Below are 18062 nucleotides of genomic sequence, written 5' to 3' on the forward strand. Positions count from 1 at the left end.
GCCGGTAAATGCGGCGGTGTACAACATCTGAACTCAGAGCCCTCCGATGAATTCCGCGACGGATTCCCCGCGGGGCGGGCCCGATCTCAGCGCAGACCGAAGCGATGCGACCAGGCGATCATGTCCCCCGTGGTCGCGTTGCCCCCGCACACCACCAGTCCGAGCCGGGCTCCCTCGCCGACCCGCTCAAGGACCTGCCGGGCGGCGGGCAGCAGGCAGCCGGCGGCCGGTTCGGCCCACACCTTGGCGTGCTCGGCCAGCTCCAGCGAGCCCCGCACGGCCTCCCGGTCCGGGACCACGAGCACCTCGGTGACCAGGGCCGAGACATGCTCGTACGTCAGCCGCGACACGGACGGGGCGCTGAGCGTGGAGACGATCGACGACAGGGCGACCGGCAGCGGGCCGCCCGCCGCCAGCGCCTCGGACATGGCCTGGGCGCCCTCGGTCTCCACGCCCCAGACCCGCACCCCGGGCCGCCGCGCCCGCAGTGCCGCGGCGACACCGGAGATCAGCGCGCCGCCCCCGATGCTGACGAGCACGTCGGTGAGGTCCCCGGCGTCGTCGGCGAACTCCAGGCCGACCGTGCCCTGCCCGGCGATCACCACCGGGTCGTCGAAGGGGTGGACCAGGGTCAGCCCCTCCTGCTGAAGCCGCGTCATGAGCGCGAACGCGCCGTCCATGTCGTCGGTCAGCCGCACCGACGCGCCGGACGCCTCCGCGATCTCCACGGCACGGGAGGGCGCCGAGCGGGGCATCACCACCGTGGCCTTCACATCGAGGGCCGCCGCCATGACCGCGACGGCGATCCCGTGGTTGCCGCCGCTGACCGCCACCACCCCGGCGGCCCGTTCCGGCTCGCCCAGCGACAGCAGCTTCGCCGTCGCCCCGCGCGCCTTGAACGAGCCGGTGCGCTGCAGCAGTTCCAGCTTCGCGGTGACCGGGGCGCCGAGCAGTGCCGACAGCCCCGGGCTCGGCACGGTCGGGGTGCGCACGACATGCCCGGCGATCCGCTCGGCCGCCGCTTCGATCTCCGAGATGCCGATCACGGCTGCCGTCCTTCCGGCGCGGGGTCGTGGAACACGCCTGGTCACAACCCTCGCCCGCCGACCCGGCCGAGGTCAATCACGGCCGGGCGGACGGCACCGGATCAGACGTCGCGCCGTACCAGGAAGCCGAGCAGCGACCGCAGTTCCCCGGCGGCTCCCGCCGCCAACGGCACCCCGGCGAGCGCCGTCTCGACGGCGGCGAGGTGACGCCGGGCCTCGGCCAGGGCGGCCGAACGGCCGCCCGCCTCCTCGATCAGCGCCGCCGCCGCATCGGGCTCCTCGCCGCGCTCCAGGAGCGCGGCGATCCTGCCGCCGCTCGGCGAGCCGAGCGCGACCAGCACCGGGAACGTCTTCTTGCGCTCCCGCAGATCGCCGTGGACCGGCTTGCCGGTGACCCGGGGGTCACCCCAGATGCCCAGCACGTCGTCGACGATCTGGAAGGCGATCCCGAGGTGCCGGCCCGCCCGGTCGAGCGCGGTGGCCGTCTCCGGTGCGGCACCCCCGAGCACGGCACCCAGCGCGGCAGCGCAGCCCAGCAGGGCGCCCGTCTTGTGCTCCGCCATCGTCCGGTACTCGTCGGGGCGCACCCGCCGCGGTCCCGTCCAGGGCCGCTCGGCGAACAGCAGGTCGTCCGCCTGCCCGCGCACCAGGTCGCCCAGCGCCCCGGACAGCGTCCGCACGCCACCGGCGCCGCCCGGCTGCGCGGCGAGCGTCTCGACGGCCAGCGCGAACAGGGCGTCACCCGCGAGCACCGCGGGTCCCGTGCCGTAGGCCTTCCACACGGTCGGGCGGCGTCGCCGGTCCGCGTCGCCGTCCATGATGTCGTCGTGCAGCAGGGAGAAGGTGTGCACCAGCTCCACCGCCACGGCCGCGGCCACCCCGGCCCGGCCAGGGGCACCGGCCGCCTCGGCGCCGAGCACCGCGAGTGCCTGCCGTACGCCCTTGCCGCCGGAGGCGACGGCCGGCGCACCGCCCACCTCGCACCAGCCGAAGGAGTACGCGGCCATCTCGCCGACCCAGGGATGCAGTCGCCCGACGGCCTCGGACAGGGCGGGGCGCACGAGGGCACGGCAGCGATCGAGGACCGCGTGGGCGTCGCGGGAGTGGCCGGAGTCGCCGACGAGACCCTGCGGCTCGCCAGGCGTCGCGGTGTCCTGCCGGGTCGCGTGCGGGGTGGTCGGGGACTGCGTCGCCGTGTCCTGCCGCGCTGTCCGTACCGCCGCGTCTCGCCGGGCCGCCTGCACCGCCGTGGGGAGCGCCGTCATCGTGCCGCCTCCGTCGCCCCCGCGAGAGCGAGCCCCGTGTCCGGTATGCCGAGCTCCTCATGGGCGCGGGCCACCATCCTGCGGGCGTGCTGGAGGCCGATCCGCTCCAGCACGCCGGCGAGGTCGGCCAGTTCGGCCGCCGTCTCGCCGCGGTCGCGGCCCAGCCGGGCCAGGGACTTGGCCAGTCCGAGGCGCGAGAGCGCCTCACCGCGCGGCTCGCTCATCTCGCGGAACTCCGCGAGCGCCTGCTCGTACAGGGCGCGCGCCTCGGCGTAACGCCCGGCCCGGTACAGCACGTTGCCGCGCATCTTGTGGTTGTAGGCCAGCGCGCTGGACAGCCGCATCGCGCGGCATGTCGTCTCCGCCTCGCTCAGCAGTTCCAGGGCCCGCTCGGTGTCCCCGTCGCGCACCGACACGACGTCGGCCAGACCGCGCAGCGCCCAGGCGTGTCCGCGCCGGTCCTCGGCGCGCGCGGCGATCTCGGCGGACTCCTCGAACAGGGCGTACGCCCTGTCGTAGTCCCCGGTGTTGCGGTGCATCTGCGCGATGCCCTCCAGCGCCCACACCGTGTGCCGCGCCTCCCCGCGCCGCCTGGCCTCGGCGAGCAACTGCTCGTGCAGGCGGCCGACGGCCTCGTAGTCGCCCTGGATGCGGCCGGTCTCGGCCAGGCCGGCCAGCGAGTAGCCGCGTACGACGATGTCCCCGCCGCGTTCGCCCAGGTCGGCCGCGAGCTGGAGGAGGCGGCGGGCCAGCGGGAGCGCGCCGCGCTGCCGGGCCAGCGTGCCGCCGCTCCACAGGGCCCAGGCCATCGCCCCGGTGTCCTCCGCCTCGCGGGCGGCGCGGTAACTCGCCTTCCAGGCGCGGTCCGCGTCCGCGACCCGGCCCAGCCGGCGCTGCGCCTCGGCCACCGCGAGTCCGGAACGCGCGACCTCCCCGGGCTCGCCGGCGCGCTCGGCCGCCCTCAACTGCTCGGTGCCGGCGGCCAGTACGTCGGTCAGTGAGGAGTTGACGGACAGAGTGGTGAGCGCGCCCTGGTACTCCGGGGCGAATGCCTTGCCGTACATCGATGCCTTTCGGTCCGTATACGCATCATGTATACACACTGCGTATACATGCCGAGTATAGAAGGGGGGAAACCGGCCCTGGCCACAAGGGCCAGGGCATCACCTGTTGTCGATCAAGACGACAGGTGAACGGACCGGGTTGCCTGTGAGGCGTAGATCACCCGAGCGGCCTCGGTGCGGAATCAGTGCTGTCCGGGCTTCTGCGGCGTCGCCTCGCTCGGCCGTACGACGACGTATCCCTCGCCCTGGAGCAGCAGTTGCACGGCCTCGCCGGAGCCGCCGCGCAGCATCGACCCGATGGACTGGGAGCGGTGCAGGGAGGTCCCCAGGCCCGCCGTCCAGCCGACGATGGCGTCGGTGTCGACGTACACCGGGTACTGCGCGGAGACCGGGATGACGAGCGGGGTGCCCTCGCAGACCAGGCCCAGTTTGCCGTGCCCGGTGAAGACGCTGTTGAACAGACCGCCGCCGGTGATGCCGGCGCCCTTCACGGTCGCGATGCGATACGACAACGAGGCGTCGAAGCACAGCACGTTGCGGCCGTTGACGGTGAACTCGTCGCCGGGTTCTACGTCGACGATGAAGCAGTTCTGCGCTTCGTGCGCGAACCATGCCTCGCCCTGCCCGCGCACCGCCATCAACGGCAGTCCCTCCCCGGTGACCGCGCGCTTGAGCATGCCGCCCACGCCCTGGCCCTTGCGCTCGAACTGGAGATTGCCGCGGTAGGCGATCATCGCGCCCTGGCGGGAGAGCATCTCGCCGTTCACCGTGTACCGGACGCACTTGGCGTTCTCGATCGTCATGCCCGCCGCGACGGCCGGCTGTGCCATGTGCTCGCTGGAAAACAGGTCACCCTTCATGGGGGCATCCTCGCCCGGAGCGTCTCCCTCCGCCAAGATCGCGGGCAGGGCCGACGGTTGCGGAGCGCGGTGGTGCGGTGTCAGGCGCCGAAGAGCTGCGTCCAGTAGGTGCCCGCCCGGCCGCCGCCGGCGAAGCCGACGCCGATGTGGGTGAAGCCGGGCTTGAGGATGTTGGCCCGGTGGCCCGGGCTGTTCATCCAGCCCTCCACGACATCGGCGGGGGAGCGCTGGCCGCAGGCTATGTTCTCGCCGATGGAACGCCGGGTGGACCCCGCTTCGGAGGCCCGGTCCCAGGGCCGGCTGCCGTCGGGTGCGGTGTGCGAATAGAAGGCGCGGGCCACCATGTCGGCGCTGTGCGCCTGCGCGGCGGTGGTGAGCAGAGGGTCGACGGCCAGGGGCGGGAGTCCGGCCCGTGCCCGCTCCCGGTTGGTGAGGTCGGTGACCGCTGATGCCGTGGCCCGCAGCCCGTCCGGTGTGAACGGCCCGGCCCACAGGGCGGTCCAGTAGGTGTCACCGGAGGGACCGTCTTGGACGTGGGCCAGTCCGGTGTGGGTGAACGCCGGGTCGAGCAGGGTGCGGCGCGCGGTGTCGGTGCGCAGGCAGTACGCGACGAACTCGGCGGGTGAGCGCGGGCCGGACACGAGGTGCTCGCCGATGGTGAGATACGCGTACCCGGCGCCGGTGACGCGCTGGTAGACGGAGACACCGTCCCGGCTCTCGACGCCGAGGCGTCCCGTCATCGCCATGGCGGCCGCGTGCTCCCGGGCCGCGGACGCCAAGCGGGCGTCGAGGGCGGCCGCACGCGAACCGGCTTCGGCCCGCGCGGAGTTGACCAGGGCGACGAACCCGTCGGGATCGGGTGCCGAGGGCACGTAGGCGGGAGGGCCGGGGGAGTGGGCGGCACGGCCGGCGGGTCCGGTGGCGGTCCCGTGCCGCGCGGCCGGGACCCGCGCCGGCCCGGCCGCGGGTGCGAAGGCCGCTCGCCGCGCCCCGCCGTCGAGCGGTCCGGGCCGCGCGCCCGGCGCCCCGGCTGTCGCGCCCGGCCCGGACGGGGTCGTGTCGTCCGCGACGTCCACGCCGAAGTCCCGGGCGACTCCCGCAAGTCCGTCGGCGTACCCCTGGCCCAGGGCCCGCAGCTTCCAGCGGTCGCCGCGTCGGTAGAGCTCCGCGAGGAGCAGCACCGTCTCCTGGCGGGGGCGCGGTGGGGTGAACCGGGTGAGCGGGCGGCCGTCGGCGTCGGTGACGTGAAGCGTGGGAGAGGGCAGCCGGCCGAGGGCGGTTCCGGGCTCGGCGGGGCTGACGGCGACCGTGACCCGGGTGGCACCGGTACGCAACCTCGCCGGGTCCACCGTGAGTGTGTCGCCCCGCAGCACGGATCCCGGAGCGGCCGGCTGGTTGTAGAAGACGAAGTCGCCGTCGCCCCCGACCTTTCCGCTGTCGTCGGTGATCAGCGCGGACACGTCGAACGGCCCGGGCACCCGGACGGTCACCGCACCGCCCGGCAACGCCAGATTGCCACCGGGGACCAACTCGCTCACCACGCCCGGACAACGGCCCCGGAGGGACGAGGGTTCCCGCCGTCGGAGGCCCGCGGCACCGCCACGAACCGGAGCATCCGGCCCGTGGGGGATCGGGCCCGCCGACTGCCGGGCCTGCTCCGGCGACCGCAAGGCGGTCGACCTCTACGGGGCGGCGAAGCCGTCCTGACCGGCCCGGGAGACTCCTGGCCGGACTCGAACCCGGCTCTCCGGCCCCTCCACCCGCACGGCGTCGGAGGCGGCACCGATACCGTGTCGTACGCCGGGACGACCCGGACGATCCGCCTCGCGCATGAGAACGCCCGCCGACCGGCCGAAGGAGCGCCGACGATGCCCCGCGCCGCACGCCCCCGCCGCCGCACCGCCCTGGCCGCCCTCTCCACCTGCCTGGTGCTGGGCTGCGGAGCCGGTGCGACACCCCAGGGGGCCGGGCAGGCCCCGCCGCCCAGCGGCCCGGCGGAGCGGGGGGACGGCGTGGTCACCTGGGCCTCCTCGGCCGACCGCATCGGCGAGGCGGTCGACGGCCGCGGCTACCGGCTGGTGGTGCACACCAGCGTCGGCGGCAGCGGCCTGCGGGTGCGGCTGTCCAACGCCTTCGGCGACCAGCCGGTGACCTTCGGCAACGTCCACGCGGGCCTGCAGCGGGACGGGGCCGCGCTCGTCCCGGGCAGCAACAGACGCCTCACCTTCGACGGAGCGCGCTCCGTCACCGTCCCGGCCGGCGGCATCGTCTACAGCGACCCGCTGCCCGGCGATGTCCCCGCCGCGAGCACGCTCGTCGTCAGCCTGTACGTGCCCCGGGCGGGAGGCGCGCTCACCGGGCACTGGATGGCGATGCAGACGTCGTACACCGCCGGGGGCGATCACACCGCCGAAGAGAGCGCGGCCCACTGGAAACAGCGGACCGGCTCGTGGTTCTACCTCGACGCCGTCACCGTGCGGCCACGGTCCGCGGCGGGCGCCGTGGTGGCCCTCGGCGACTCCGTCACCGACGGCTGGCAGTCCACCACCGACCTCAACCGGCGCTGGCCCGACTACCTCGCCCGCCGGCTGGCCAAGTCCCCCACGACGACCGTCGAAGGGGTGGCCAACGCGGGGATCGCCGGCAACAGGGTCCTGACCGACGTTCCCGGGCAGAGCGCCCTGAACCGCCTCTCGCGGGACGCGCTCTCGCTGCCGGGCGTGCGCACGGTGTTCCTCTTCCAGGGCGTCAACGACATCAAGGCCGAGCCGGGCGCCACGGCCGCCAGGCTGATCGCCGGATACCGCGCCCTGGTCAACCGGGTGCACGCGGCCGGCAAGTGCGTCGTCGGCGCCACGATCGCCCCCTTCAAGGGCTGGCAGGAATGGGACCCCGCCGGGGAGGCCGTGCGCCAGGAGGTCAATGCCTTCATCCGTACCAGCGGCGAGTTCGACGCGGTCGCCGACTTCGACCGCGTCCTGCGCAGCCCCTCCGACCCCGAGCGGATCCTGCCCGTCTTCGACGGCGGCGACCATCTGCACCCCAACGACAAGGGGATGCGGGCGATGGCCGACGCCGTCGATCTCGAGAGCCTCGACTGCGGGAACCGTTAGCCCGGGTCAGGGCCCGTTGCCGCGCAGGGAGACGGTCACCATGCTCCGGAAGCGGACGTTCGGGTTGTTCGGCGCCTCGATGGCGTGCTCGGCCGTCACACTCCGGTCGACGTTGAAGTAGCAGTAGCTGCCGAGCCCGTACGCCTCGTGGCGCGTCACCGAGTTCGCCACCTTGTAGGCGGCGTAGCCCTGCGTGGATCCGTTCATCCACGCCGACTGGTTCGGCGGGTCGTACGGCATCTCGTTCTGGTAGAAGTACGTCCGGCCGCCGTTGCCGTTCCAGACCGTCTGGTGGCGCGGGGCCCGCCGCCCAGGCCCGCCCGGCAGTCGGCCGGGCGGCCCGCCGTGCCGGTCAGCCGGACGCCGACGGCTCAGGGGTGATCAGACCCTCCCGGTAGGCGATCGCCACCGCCTCGCCGCGGCTCGACGCGCTCAGCTTGGCGAGGATGTTGGAGACATGGACGCTCGCCGTCTTGCCGCTGATGAACAGTTCGTCGCCGATCTGCCGGTTGCTGCGGCCGAGGGCGAGCAGCCGCAGCACCTCCTGCTCGCGTGCGGTGAGCGCGCCGGCCCGGTCGCCGGTGCCCGGTGTGTCCGAGAGCCGGCCGCGCCGGACCAGGGCGTCGATCTGCTCCCGCAGCGGCGTGGCACCGAGAGCGTCGGCGGTCTCCCGGACCTCCCGGGCCTCCGCCACCGCCTCCTCGCGACGCCCGGCCGCCACCAGCGCCTCGGTGTACCGCAACCGGCAGCGCGCCCGCTCGTAGACCTCGCCGTAGCCGAAGGCCTTCACCGCCTCCGACCAGGCCGCCGTGTCCGGCCCCGACACGGCGCGGAGCCACTCCGCCTCCGCCCTGGCCAGCCATGCTTGTCCCTCGGGGCCCTGGGGAGTGCCGTACTCGCCGTGGGCGGCGACGGCCCGCGCCATTTCCACCAGCTCGGTCGCGGTGTCCGTCCAGCGGCGGGCCGCGGCCTCGTCGCCGGTCAGCCGCAGTCCGGCGGCCGTGTCGGCCACGGCGGACAGCGCCAGGGCGGCGAGCCGGACCGTGACGCCCGGGCGGGGAACCGCCTCGTCCGCCAGGGCCGTGACCGTGGACCGCATCCACCGCACCGCGTCCTCGGGATCGCCGCGCAGCCCCGCGGCGTCGGTGAGCACGATGCCCGCGATCAGGGTGGCCATCCACTCGAAGGGCCCCTCCAGCAGGGCACGTGCCCGGTCGGCGGCCGCCAGATCGCCACGCGCCAGCGCCACGTACAGCGCGGGACCGACCGTGTAACCGCCGACCGCCGGCAGCACCTCGGCGTCGGCCGCCGCCGCGCGCACGCACTCGTCCCAGCGGCCCAGCACATGCAGCACCAGCAGTCGCAGGTACCGCATCTCCAGCGGGTACGTCGAGGACATCAGCCCGGCGCGCCGGGCCCGGTCCAGGCCCTCCGTCAGCCAGGGCACGCACTCCGCCAGGGCACCGGACTCGTAGTAGCCCATCGCAAGGTTGAACAGGGCCCGCAGCTCCACGGTCGCGTTGCCCGAACTCCGGGCCAGCTCCCGGGCCTTGAGCAGCCGCTCACGGCCCTCGGGGCCGCGCCGCCCGGCACCGTCGAATACGGCCAGTGAGATCAGCAGGTCCGCCTGGGCGTCGGTCACCCGCAGACCCTCCGCCGCCCCCAGGGCCCGGCGGGCGACCCGCAGCGCTGTCTCGTTCTCCCCGACATGGCGTGCGGCCAGGACATGGGTGGCCGCCGCCCAGACCCAGGTACGCGACGGGGGATCCTCGGGGATCATCGCCAAGGCCTCGCTGCTGTAGGCGAACGCCGCCGTCAGGCTGTCCACGCTCAGCAGGTTCCCCGCGAGGGTGTAGCGGACCCGGGCGGCGAGCTCGGAGCCGGTGTCCTGGCCGAGTTCGGCCAGCGCGGACCGGCTGAGGGAGACCGCGCGGTGCAGCTCCCCGGCATGCGCGGCCGCCGCCGAGGCGCGCAGTGTCAGCGTCACCCGGTCGACGCCCCCGCCCGAGGGCCTGGCCTCGGGACCCACCGCCGGCCACAGATCGAGCGCCGCCTCGAGATGCCGGTGCTCCTCGGCGGGCGCACCGACGCGCTGCGCGTGGTCGGCGGCCTCCAGTGAGGCGGTCAGCGCCTCGGCGAGGTCGTGGCTCTCCCGGTAGTGGTGCGCGCGCTCGGCGGCGCTCTCGGCGGTCCGGCCGCGCGCGGCGAGCAGCCGCGCGAACGCGCCGTGCAGCCTCGCCCGCTCCCCGGGGAGCAGATCCGCGTAGACGGCCTCACGGGCGAGGGCGTGCCGGAACGAGTACGTGTCGTCGTTCGCGGCCACGAGAAGCTGCCGCCCCACCGCCTCGCGCAGCGCCGACTCCAGTTCCTCCTCGGGCAGCCCGACAGCCTCCCGCAGCACATCGTGCTCCACCCGGCGCCCGGCGACGGCCGCGGTCCGCAGCACCTGCTGCGCGGTGTCGGAAAGCTGCTCGAAGCGGATCAGCAGCACATCGGCGAGCCCGCCGGGCACCCCAGCGGGCTCCGAGTCGCAGGCCGCCAGCAGTTCCTCCGCGTAGAAGGCGTTCCCCTCGGCGCGCTCCACGATCCGCCGCACGGTGGTGTCCGGCAGCGGCCGGTGCTCCAGGGCACGCACCAGCCGGGCCACATCGGGATCGGCCAGCGGACGCAGCTCCAGCCGCTCGACGGCGGGCAGCCGCACCAACTCCGCCAGCAGCGGCCGCAGCGGATGCCGTCGGTGCAGGTCGTCGGCCCGGTACGAGGCGAGAACCGCCAGCCGGTGCCGGAGGACACCCCGGCCGAGCAGGAACCGCAGCAGATCCCGCGACGACTGGTCGGCCCAGTGCAGATCCTCCAGCACGAGCAGCAACGGGGCGACATCCGCCGCATCGGCCAGCAGCCCCGCCATCCCCTCGAACAGCCGCAACCGCCCGTCCACGTCCCGCACGCCACCGGTCCCGGCCCCCAGCAACCGCTCGACCACGGGGTGCGCGGCCAGAGCGCCCGCGAACCGCTCGTCGGCGGCCAGCACCCCGAGAATCTCGGTGAACGGCAGATACGGCAGCCCGACGTCCCCGAGATCCACGCAATGCCCCGTGACGACGGTCATCCCGGCCCCGGCGGCCCGCCCGGCCATCTCGTCCAGCACCCGGGTCTTACCGACTCCGGCATCCCCGGCGACCAGCACGGCCCGCGCTTCTCCGGCACGCGCACGCTCCAGTACGCCGGAGAGCCGCTCGAGTTCGGCATCCCGTCCGACGACCGGCGTGACCAACGAAGCCTGCGGCACTGAACCAACCTTCTTTTCTCAGGGGCGCGGGGAACTGCGCGAACAACCACGAACAACCCGCAGCCGCCGTGTCTCGGACAGCCCCGAGCTCCTAGGCCCGCAACACCTTCGCCCAATCAACCGGCACCCGCCCCGCAGGCCCCGGCGTCGGCTGATCCGCAGGATGACTCACCGGCGGAGCCAGTTCAGGCCCGGCCTCGTACAACTCGTTCGCCGAGTAGTCCCAGTACCAGTTCTCCCCGGGCTCGAAGCTCTGCACCAAGGGATGCCCGGTAGCCCGGAAATGCCCCGTCGCATGCTTCGCGGGCGAACTGTCACAGCACCCCACATGCCCGCACCGCGCACACCGCCGCAGATGGAACCACCATCCCCCGGCCGCATCACAGTCGACGCACCCGTTGCCGCTCGGCGGCACGCCCGGGTCGATCCCGTTGTCACGACTGTCGTCGCTCATGAAGGCTCCTCCTCGACCGATGTGAGCGGAAGCAGCACCTGGAACCGTGTGTCCCCCGGCTCCGACTCCACCTGGATGCTCCCGTGGTGCTTGTTGACCACGATCCGCCAGGAGATGTCGAGGCCGAGCCCGGTCCCCTCACCCACCGGCTTCGTAGTGAAGAAGGGATCGAAGATCCGCCCCCGGTCCGCCGCCGGGATACCGACGCCCGTGTCCCGGAACTCCACCAGCAGCCGGTCGTGGTCCGGAGCCGTCCGCACGGTGAGCGTCCCTTGGCCGCCCGCGCTGTTGATGGCCGACACCGCGTTGTCGATCAGATTCGTCCACACCTGGTTGAGCTCCGCCGGGTACGCCGGGATCCTCGGCAGCGTCCGGTCGAACTCCTTGACGACCTTGATCTCCTTGCCGATCTTGGCCGACAGCATCAGCAGGGTGGAGTCGAGGAGTTCGTGCACATCGGCGTTCTGGAAGGGCGCGCGGTCGAGCTGCGAGTACTGCTTCGCCGCGTCGACGAGATGCGAGATGCGCGTGGTGGAGTCGTTGATCTCGTCCATCAGCAGCTCGGTCTCGACCGTGTAGTTGAGCCAGCCGATCGCGCTCGGCAGGATCTCCTCGTCCACGGCCGCCGCGACCTGGTCGAGCCAGTCCACGTCGAGACCGGCCTGGACAAAGGTGGGCGCGATCCGCCAGCCGTCCGGGATGCCCTGGTCGTCGAGCCAGTCGCTGAGCGCGTCCTCCCGGTCGGAGGCCTCCAGCGGACTCAGTGTGGGGGCCTTGGCGACCCGCTCGGCGGTGCGCTCCTGGATGTCGATGAGGTTCGCCATGACCTCGGGGGAGTACGAGCCCTGCGCGATGATCGCCAGCTTGTGCCGCATCTTGCCGACCCGCTCCCGCAGCGTCGCGGTCGCCCGTACGGCCGCGGCGGCGGGGTTGTTGAGCTCGTGGGTGAGCCCCGCCGACAACGAGCCCAGCGCCAGCAGCCGTTCGCGCTGCCCGATGGCCCGCTGAGTGCTCTTCGAACCGAAGAACAGCCCCTCCAGCAGATGCACGGCCATCGGGAACCACTCCTGCATGATGTCCGCGAAGGTGTCGGCGGGCAGCACGAAGAACCGCGTCGGCTCAGTGACGCGCATGGAGTTGTTGTAGACCTGCCGCACCCGGTCGCCCAGATACGCCTGCATGGACCCCGCGTACACCCCGCGCTGGGAGGTCCGGGTCACCTCCACGTCGTCCCCGCCGACCCGGCGGTACAGCACGACCGTGCCCTCGAGCATCACGTAGAAGCAGGTGGCGGGCTCGCCCTCGGTGTACACGGGGCCGGGCTCGAACCGCTCCACCCGCCCCTCGCCGCACAGCCTGCCGAGCTGCTCGGGCGTGAGCTTCTCGAACAGGAACAGCGCCCCGATCTCCTGGGGGTTGCACGGCAGCGACTGCCCGCTCATGACTGCTCCAGATACCGGTGGACGAGCATCACGGCCATGGCTCCCTCTCCGACGGCGGACGCAACGCGCTTGGCGGACTCGGCGCGGGCGTCGCCCGCCACGAACACGCCGGGCACATTCGTCTCCAGGTGGTACGGCGGCCGGTCCAGCTCCCAGTCCTGCGGCGGGCGGCCGTCGGCCGTCAGGTCGGGCCCGGCGAGGATGAACCCGCGCTCGTCCCGCAGCACCGTGCCGTCCAGCCAGTCGGTCAGCGGGGCCGCGCCGATGAACACGAACACCCACTGGGCGTCGACCTGTTCGGTGTGCCCGCTGTCCACGTCCCGCAGGGTCAGCTGTTCCAGGTGGCCGTCGCCGTGCGCGGCCTCGACGACCGTGCGGGAGCGCACCTGGATGTTGGGCGCCTCGTCTATCTGCTGGATGAGGTAGTGCGACATCGAGGCCGACAGCGACGGGCCGCGCACCAGCAGCGTCACCGACTTGGCGCCCCGGGACAGATACATCGCCGCCTGCCCGGCGGAGTTGGCGCCGCCCACGATGTACACGTCCTGCCCCTGGCAGGAGGGGGCCTCCGTCAGGGCCGACCCGTAGAACACCCCGCACCCGGTCAGGTCGTCGCAGCCGGGCGCGGTGAGCTGCCGGTAGGACACGCCGGTCGCCAGGATCACGCTGTGCGCGGCGACCGCCGAGCCGTCGGAGAACCGTACGATCCGGGCGGCGCCGTTGACCTCCAGCGCCGTCACCTCGCGCGCGGTGAGGATCTCGGCGCCGAACTTCGCCGCCTGCCGCCGGGCCCGTTCGGTGAGCTGCGCCCCCGACACACCGTCGGGGAAGCCCAGGTAGTTCTCGATGCGCGAGCTCTGTCCCGCCTGGCCACCGGTCGCCGACCGCTCCACCAGCACGGTGCGCAGCCCCTCGGAGGCGCCGTAGACGGCGGCGCCGAGCCCTGCCGGTCCGCCGCCGATCACGACCAGGTCGTAGAAGTCGGCGGTCGGGGTCGTCGCCAGTCCGACCCGGGCGGCGAGGTCGACGGCTTCGGGTTCCACCAGGGGCGTCCCGTCCGGCGTGATGACCACCGGCAGCCGCATCCCGTCCGTGCCGGCCGCGGCCAGCAGCCGCCGCCCTTCCGGTTCGTCGGCGGAGTACCAGCGGTACGGCACCTGGTTGCGGGCCAGGAACTCCCGTATGTCCGAGGAGCGCGAGGACCAGCGGTGCCCGACCACCTTGGTGCTGGGCACCGGCCGGAAGTCGCTCGTCCGCCACGCCTGGAGCAGGTCGTCGAGGACCGGGTAGAGCTTCTCCTCGGGCGGGTCCCACGGCTTGAGGAGGTAGTGGTCGAGGTCGACGACGTTGATCGCGTCGATCGCCGCGTTGGTGTCCGCGTAGGCGGTCAGCAGCACCCGCCGGGCGCCCGGGTAGACGTCCAGGGCCTGTTCGAGGAACTCGATGCCGTTCATCTGCGGCATCCGGTAGTCGGCCAGGATCACCGCCACGAGATCGCCGCGCAGCTTCAGCTCCCGCAGCGCGTCGAGCGCGGACTCGCCGGACTCCGCGCGCACGATCCGGTACGACGCGCCGTACCGCCGCCTCAGATCACGGGCCACGGCCCGGGAGACCCCCGGGTCGTCGTCCACGGTCATGATGACGGTCCGTGCCGCGTCGGCGGCCTGTGCCATACGTCCCCCACACCGGGCGGTCGACTACCGGTACGGCGCCCCGGGGCACCGCACCGACCTTCGCCCATCGTATGTTCGATCGCCGCGCCGCGCTCCGATACGGAGATCGGCTCCGGCGCCTCGGCTCGCCAGTGGGGGGTAGTGAAGACTGAGCAGTACCCAGTGACTTTCCACAGGAGGCAGCCGGATGACACGCCCGATCACCGCAGGGGTCGACGGATCGCAGGAGAGCATCGCCGCCCTGGCCTGGGCGGCGCGCGAGGCGGTGCGGCGCGGGGCGGGGCTCAGGGTGGTGCATGCCTGGCGGCCCCAGCCGCAGGAGGCACCCGAAGCGCGCATCGCCGGGGACGCCGACGGCCAGGCGGAGTGGGTGCACAGCGCGGTGACCGAGGCCGTACGGACCGTCACCGAACGGCATCCGGACCTCGATGTGACCACCGACGTCGTGGAGGGGCCGGCCGTCGACACCCTGGTCGCCGCCGCTGCCGACGCCGAACTGCTGGTGCTGGGCTCGCGCGGGCACGGACCGATCGTCGGCTTCCTGCTCGGCTCGGTCGGCCAGCAGGTGATCGCCGGGGCCGCCCGGCCCGTGGTGCTCGTCCGCGCGGGCGACGAAGCCTCGGCCGAGGCCGCCGGGCGCGAGATCGTCGTGGGCCAGCAGGGCGACCCCGAGGACAGCGCCGGCGCGCTGCGGTTCGCGTTCGAGACGGCGGCCGCGCGCGGGGCGACCGTGCGGGTCGTACGGGCGTGGACCCTGCCGCCGGTGTTCGCCTACAGCCCGGGCTCGCTGAAGCTCCTGGACGAGGCCGGGGGACTGGAGCCGTACGAGAAGCAGGGCCTGGACGCGGCGGTCCGGCCGTGGCGGGAACGCTTCCCGGACGTGCCGGTGACGGAGCATGTGGAGATGGGCAGTGCCGGCCAGGTGCTGCTGTCGGTGGCCGGGACGGCCCAGCTGATGGTCGTCGGCCGCAGGGCGCACCGTACGGCCGTCGGCGCCCGGATCGGCTCGGTGGCGCACGGGGTGCTGCACCACGCCGACTGCCCGGTCGCCGTGGTGCCGCACGGCTGACGGCGCCACGGCGGCTCAGTCCGCGGTCGGCTGCAGGGTCTTGCGGGCCTTGGGCAGGATGTTCCGGATGTAGTCCTCGACCGCGGTGTCGATGCCGATGTCGTGCTGGGCCCGCTCGGACATGTACCAGCGGTGTTCGAGGAGCTGGTGGTAGATCTCCGCCGGGTCCACGGCGCCGCGCAGCTCGGGCGGCACGGCCCGCACGGTCGGCCGGAACACCTCCCGCACCCAGCGGTGGGCGAGGACCTCCGGGCGGGCGCCCAGGGGATCGCCCGGGGCGTAGTCGTCCTGGGTCGCCATCCAGCTCTCCAGGTCGTTCAGCAGCCGCCGGGCCTGGTTCTCCTCCGTGTCGAGGCCGGTCAGGCGCAGCAACTGCCGCTGGTGGTGGCCCGCGTCGACGACCTTGGGCACGAAGCTGACCGTGTCACCGTTCGAGGCGTGCTCGATCTGCATCTCGGCGACGTCGAAGCCGAGTTCGTTCAGACGGCGGATCCGGCGCTCGATGTACTGGTACTGGCCGGCCGGGTAGACGGAGGTGCGGGTCAGCTCGTCCCACAGGCTGCGGTAGCGGGCACAGATCTCCATACCGAACTCGATGGGGTCCACGGACGGGTGCAGAGCCCCGGACGCCTCCAGGTCCAGCAGCTCCCCGCTGATGTTCACCCGGGCGAGGTCCAGGTCGTACTCGCGCTGTCCGAGGCTGAGCTGCGGATGCAGATCACCGGTCTCGGCGTCCACCAGGTAGGCGGCGTAGGCACCCGCGTCCCGCCGGAAGAGGGTGTTGGAAAGCGAGCAGTCGCCCCAGGCGAACCCGGCCAGGTGCAGCCGCACCAGCAGCACGGCGAGCGCGTCCATCAGCCGGTGCATGGTGGCCGGGCGCATGGTCGTCTCGAACATCGAGCGATACGGCATCGAGCCGCCCAGATGCCGGGTGATCAGGACGCTCTCCAGCGGGGAACCGTCCGCGGCGGTGCGACCGGTCACCACGGCGAGGGGGTCCACGGACGGAATGCCGAGCCGGTCCAGGTCGCGCAGCATGTCGTACTCGCGTTGCGCGGGCCGCTGGGCCAGTTCCTTGACGGCGATCACCTCGTCGCCGGCCCGGGAGTAGCGCACCACGTGCCGGGAGATACCGCGCGGCAGCGGCACCAGGTACTCCTCCGGCCACTCCTCGAGGGGCACGTCCCACGGCAGTTCCAGCAAGAGCGCGGGATGCTCCGGATTGGTCGCGCTGATCTGCAGTGCCATGGGCCGGGTGTCCTTGTCTCGCCGCCGGTCGTCACATCAGATTAGACGGCGAGTTCGCGGGCCCGGAGCGCGGCGTCCCGCACCGGACCGCGGTGCACCGGCCCGTGCCCGGGCAGCAGCAGCTCGCCCTCCAGCTTCGCGAGCAGATCCAGGGAGGCCACGGCACGCGGGCGCTCGTGGTGGAACATGTCCGGCAGCAGCTGCGGCCCCTCGAGCCGCGAGGTGGCGTGCCCGCTGACCAGGGCGTCGCCGGAGATGAGCACGCCGGTGCCCGGCACGTGGTAGGCGCAGTGTCCGTCGGTGTGGCCCGGTGTGTGCACCGGCACGGGCCGGCCGGGCAGGTCGAGGGCACCCGCCGTCGGGAACGGCTCGGGGGCCGTGACCGGGTTGTGCGTCGTGCCGCCGGAGCGCAGCGCGTGCACCACCCACGGCAGGACACCCGGCCGCCAGGCGTTCTTCAGCACCGTCCCGACGGACACCTGGTGCAGGAACTCCCGGCGCGCGTGCGGCACTTCGGCCTCGTGCAGATAGACGGGCGTGCCGTACGTGGCGCGCAGGTACTCGGCGGAGCCCAGATGGTCGTTGTGCGCGTGCGTGATCAGCACGGCAGCGACCGCCTCCGGGGAGCTGCCCACCTCCGTGAGCGAGGCGAGGACCTGCTCCCGGTCGCCGGGGTAGCCGGTGTCGACCAGCGTGACGGCGTCCCCCTCCGTGAGGATCACCCAGTTGGTGTTGGAGCCGTGCACCAGGTAGGTGCCGTCCGCGACTTGCCGTACGTCTGCCCGCATGATCGCCCCGCGTTGTGTGGTCCCAGCCCGATGTGAGAAGGAAAGCAGACCCCAGGGCAGGCGGAATCACCGGGTCCGCAGTCAAGGGACCCGCGCGACAGGGCGGTTCGGTCCGCCTCAGTTCACGCCGTGCGGGCGGAACTGGACGCTGATGCGCGGCCCCGCCGCCCGCGTGCTCTTGGGGACGGAGTGTTCCCAGGTGCGCTGGCAGGAGCCGCCCATCACGATCAGGTCCCCGTGGCCCAGTGGCCGGCGCACGGTGCCCCTACCGCCCCGCATCGGGCGCAGCAGCAGATCCCGGGGTGCTCCCACCGACAGGATGGCCACCATGGTGTCCTCGCGGGCGCCCCGTCCGATCCGGTCGCCGTGCCAGGCCACGCTGTCCCGGCCGTCGCGGTAGTAGCAGAGCCCGGCCGTGGTGAACGGCTCGCCCAGTTCGCCGGCGTAGTGGGCGGACAGGGCGTCCCGCGCCTCCTCCAGCACCGGGTGCGGCAGCGGGTCGTCCGCGCCGTAGAACGCGAGCAGCCGGGGGACGTCGACGACGTGGTCGTACATCGTGCGCCGCTCCGCACGCCACGGCACCTCGGCGGCCAGCTGTTCGAACAGGTCGTCGGAACCGCTGAGCCACGCCGGCAGGACGTCGAGCCAGGCGCCGAATCCCAGGTCGGTGCGGCTGATCCCGTCGAGAGGACCGAGGCGCAGCTCGTCGGTCTGGTCGAAGAGGGAGCCCTGGAGGTGCATGCGCCCAGCG

At 73.2% G+C, this 18062-nt stretch carries 14 protein-coding genes and 1 pseudogene; 2 read left to right on the forward strand and 13 right to left on the reverse strand.

Going from position 1 to position 18062, the window contains the following annotated elements; translation table 11 throughout:
- Positions 1 to 86: 86 nt before the first annotated feature.
- The 5 genes from ACFT32_RS13305 to ACFT32_RS13325 form a co-directional block, all read right to left on the reverse strand.
- Positions 87 to 1046, reverse strand: coding sequence for a threonine/serine dehydratase (locus ACFT32_RS13305; RefSeq protein WP_382488537.1), 960 nt, complete (start codon positions 1044 to 1046; stop codon positions 87 to 89).
- 101 nt (positions 1047 to 1147) lie between these two features.
- Entirely contained in the window at positions 1148 to 2311 is a 1164-nt protein-coding gene (locus ACFT32_RS13310) for a polyprenyl synthetase family protein (protein ID WP_382488538.1), read from the reverse strand.
- Positions 2308 to 3375: a tetratricopeptide repeat protein gene (locus ACFT32_RS13315; RefSeq protein ID WP_382488539.1), complete on the reverse strand. Its 1068-nt coding sequence runs from the start codon at positions 3373 to 3375 to the stop codon at positions 2308 to 2310. Before ACFT32_RS13315 ends, ACFT32_RS13310 begins: the two co-directional genes overlap by 4 nt.
- Positions 3376 to 3557: 182 nt before the next feature.
- Complete coding sequence (locus ACFT32_RS13320; protein WP_382488540.1) at positions 3558 to 4235, reverse strand: AIM24 family protein; 678 nt, start codon at positions 4233 to 4235, stop codon at positions 3558 to 3560.
- An 80-nt stretch (positions 4236 to 4315) separates the two neighbouring features.
- Complete coding sequence (locus ACFT32_RS13325; protein ID WP_382488899.1) at positions 4316 to 5773, reverse strand: CAP domain-containing protein; 1458 nt, start codon at positions 5771 to 5773, stop codon at positions 4316 to 4318.
- 330 nt (positions 5774 to 6103) lie between these two features.
- Between ACFT32_RS13325 and ACFT32_RS13330 the strand changes: the two genes are divergently transcribed.
- Positions 6104 to 7348 carry an SGNH/GDSL hydrolase family protein gene (locus ACFT32_RS13330; RefSeq protein ID WP_382488541.1) on the forward strand — a complete coding sequence of 415 codons (1245 nt, stop codon included), beginning with the start codon at positions 6104 to 6106 and terminating at the stop codon, positions 7346 to 7348.
- A 12-nt stretch (positions 7349 to 7360) separates the two neighbouring features.
- Here the strand turns inward: ACFT32_RS13330 and ACFT32_RS13335 are convergent.
- The 5 genes and pseudogenes from ACFT32_RS13335 to ACFT32_RS13355 all read right to left on the reverse strand — a co-directional run.
- A pseudogene (locus ACFT32_RS13335) lies at positions 7361 to 7645 on the reverse strand (coagulation factor 5/8 type domain-containing protein); the annotation flags it as partial.
- 55 nt (positions 7646 to 7700) lie between these two features.
- A complete protein-coding gene (locus ACFT32_RS13340; RefSeq protein WP_382488542.1) occupies positions 7701 to 10637 on the reverse strand; it encodes an AAA family ATPase in 2937 nt (978 codons plus the stop codon).
- Positions 10638 to 10728: 91 nt separating this feature from the next.
- Positions 10729 to 11091, reverse strand: a complete 363-nt coding sequence (locus ACFT32_RS13345) for a UBP-type zinc finger domain-containing protein (RefSeq protein ID WP_382488543.1) — start codon at positions 11089 to 11091, stop codon at positions 10729 to 10731.
- Positions 11088 to 12533, reverse strand: coding sequence for an ATP-binding protein (locus ACFT32_RS13350; protein ID WP_382488544.1), 1446 nt, complete (start codon positions 12531 to 12533; stop codon positions 11088 to 11090). Before ACFT32_RS13350 ends, ACFT32_RS13345 begins: the two co-directional genes overlap by 4 nt.
- On the reverse strand, positions 12530 to 14206 hold the full coding sequence (locus tag ACFT32_RS13355; protein WP_382488545.1) for an FAD-dependent oxidoreductase: 1677 nt from the start codon (positions 14204 to 14206) through the stop codon (positions 12530 to 12532). The genes ACFT32_RS13350 and ACFT32_RS13355 overlap by 4 nt, the downstream gene beginning before the upstream one ends.
- A gap of 187 nt (positions 14207 to 14393) precedes the next feature.
- Here ACFT32_RS13355 and ACFT32_RS13360 point away from each other — a divergent pair, with 187 nt between their 5' ends.
- Positions 14394 to 15275, forward strand: a complete 882-nt coding sequence (locus tag ACFT32_RS13360) for a universal stress protein (RefSeq protein ID WP_382488546.1) — start codon at positions 14394 to 14396, stop codon at positions 15273 to 15275.
- Between the two features lie 15 nt (positions 15276 to 15290).
- On the opposite strand, the gene ACFT32_RS13365 is transcribed toward ACFT32_RS13360, so the two are convergent.
- From ACFT32_RS13365 to ACFT32_RS13375, 3 genes are all read right to left on the reverse strand, one after another.
- Positions 15291 to 16523 (reverse strand): DUF4032 domain-containing protein, encoded by a 1233-nt coding sequence (locus tag ACFT32_RS13365; RefSeq protein ID WP_382488547.1) that lies wholly within the window; start codon positions 16521 to 16523, stop codon positions 15291 to 15293.
- 41 nt (positions 16524 to 16564) lie between these two features.
- Complete coding sequence (locus tag ACFT32_RS13370) at positions 16565 to 17311, reverse strand: MBL fold metallo-hydrolase (protein ID WP_382488548.1); 747 nt, start codon at positions 17309 to 17311, stop codon at positions 16565 to 16567.
- A gap of 117 nt (positions 17312 to 17428) precedes the next feature.
- Positions 17429 to 18052, reverse strand: coding sequence for an alpha-ketoglutarate-dependent dioxygenase AlkB (locus ACFT32_RS13375; protein WP_382488549.1), 624 nt, complete (start codon positions 18050 to 18052; stop codon positions 17429 to 17431).
- Positions 18053 to 18062: the final 10 nt, after the last annotated feature.

The organism is Streptomyces sp. NPDC057002, assembly GCF_042673825.1.
GTDB lineage: Bacteria > Actinomycetota > Actinomycetes > Streptomycetales > Streptomycetaceae > Streptomyces.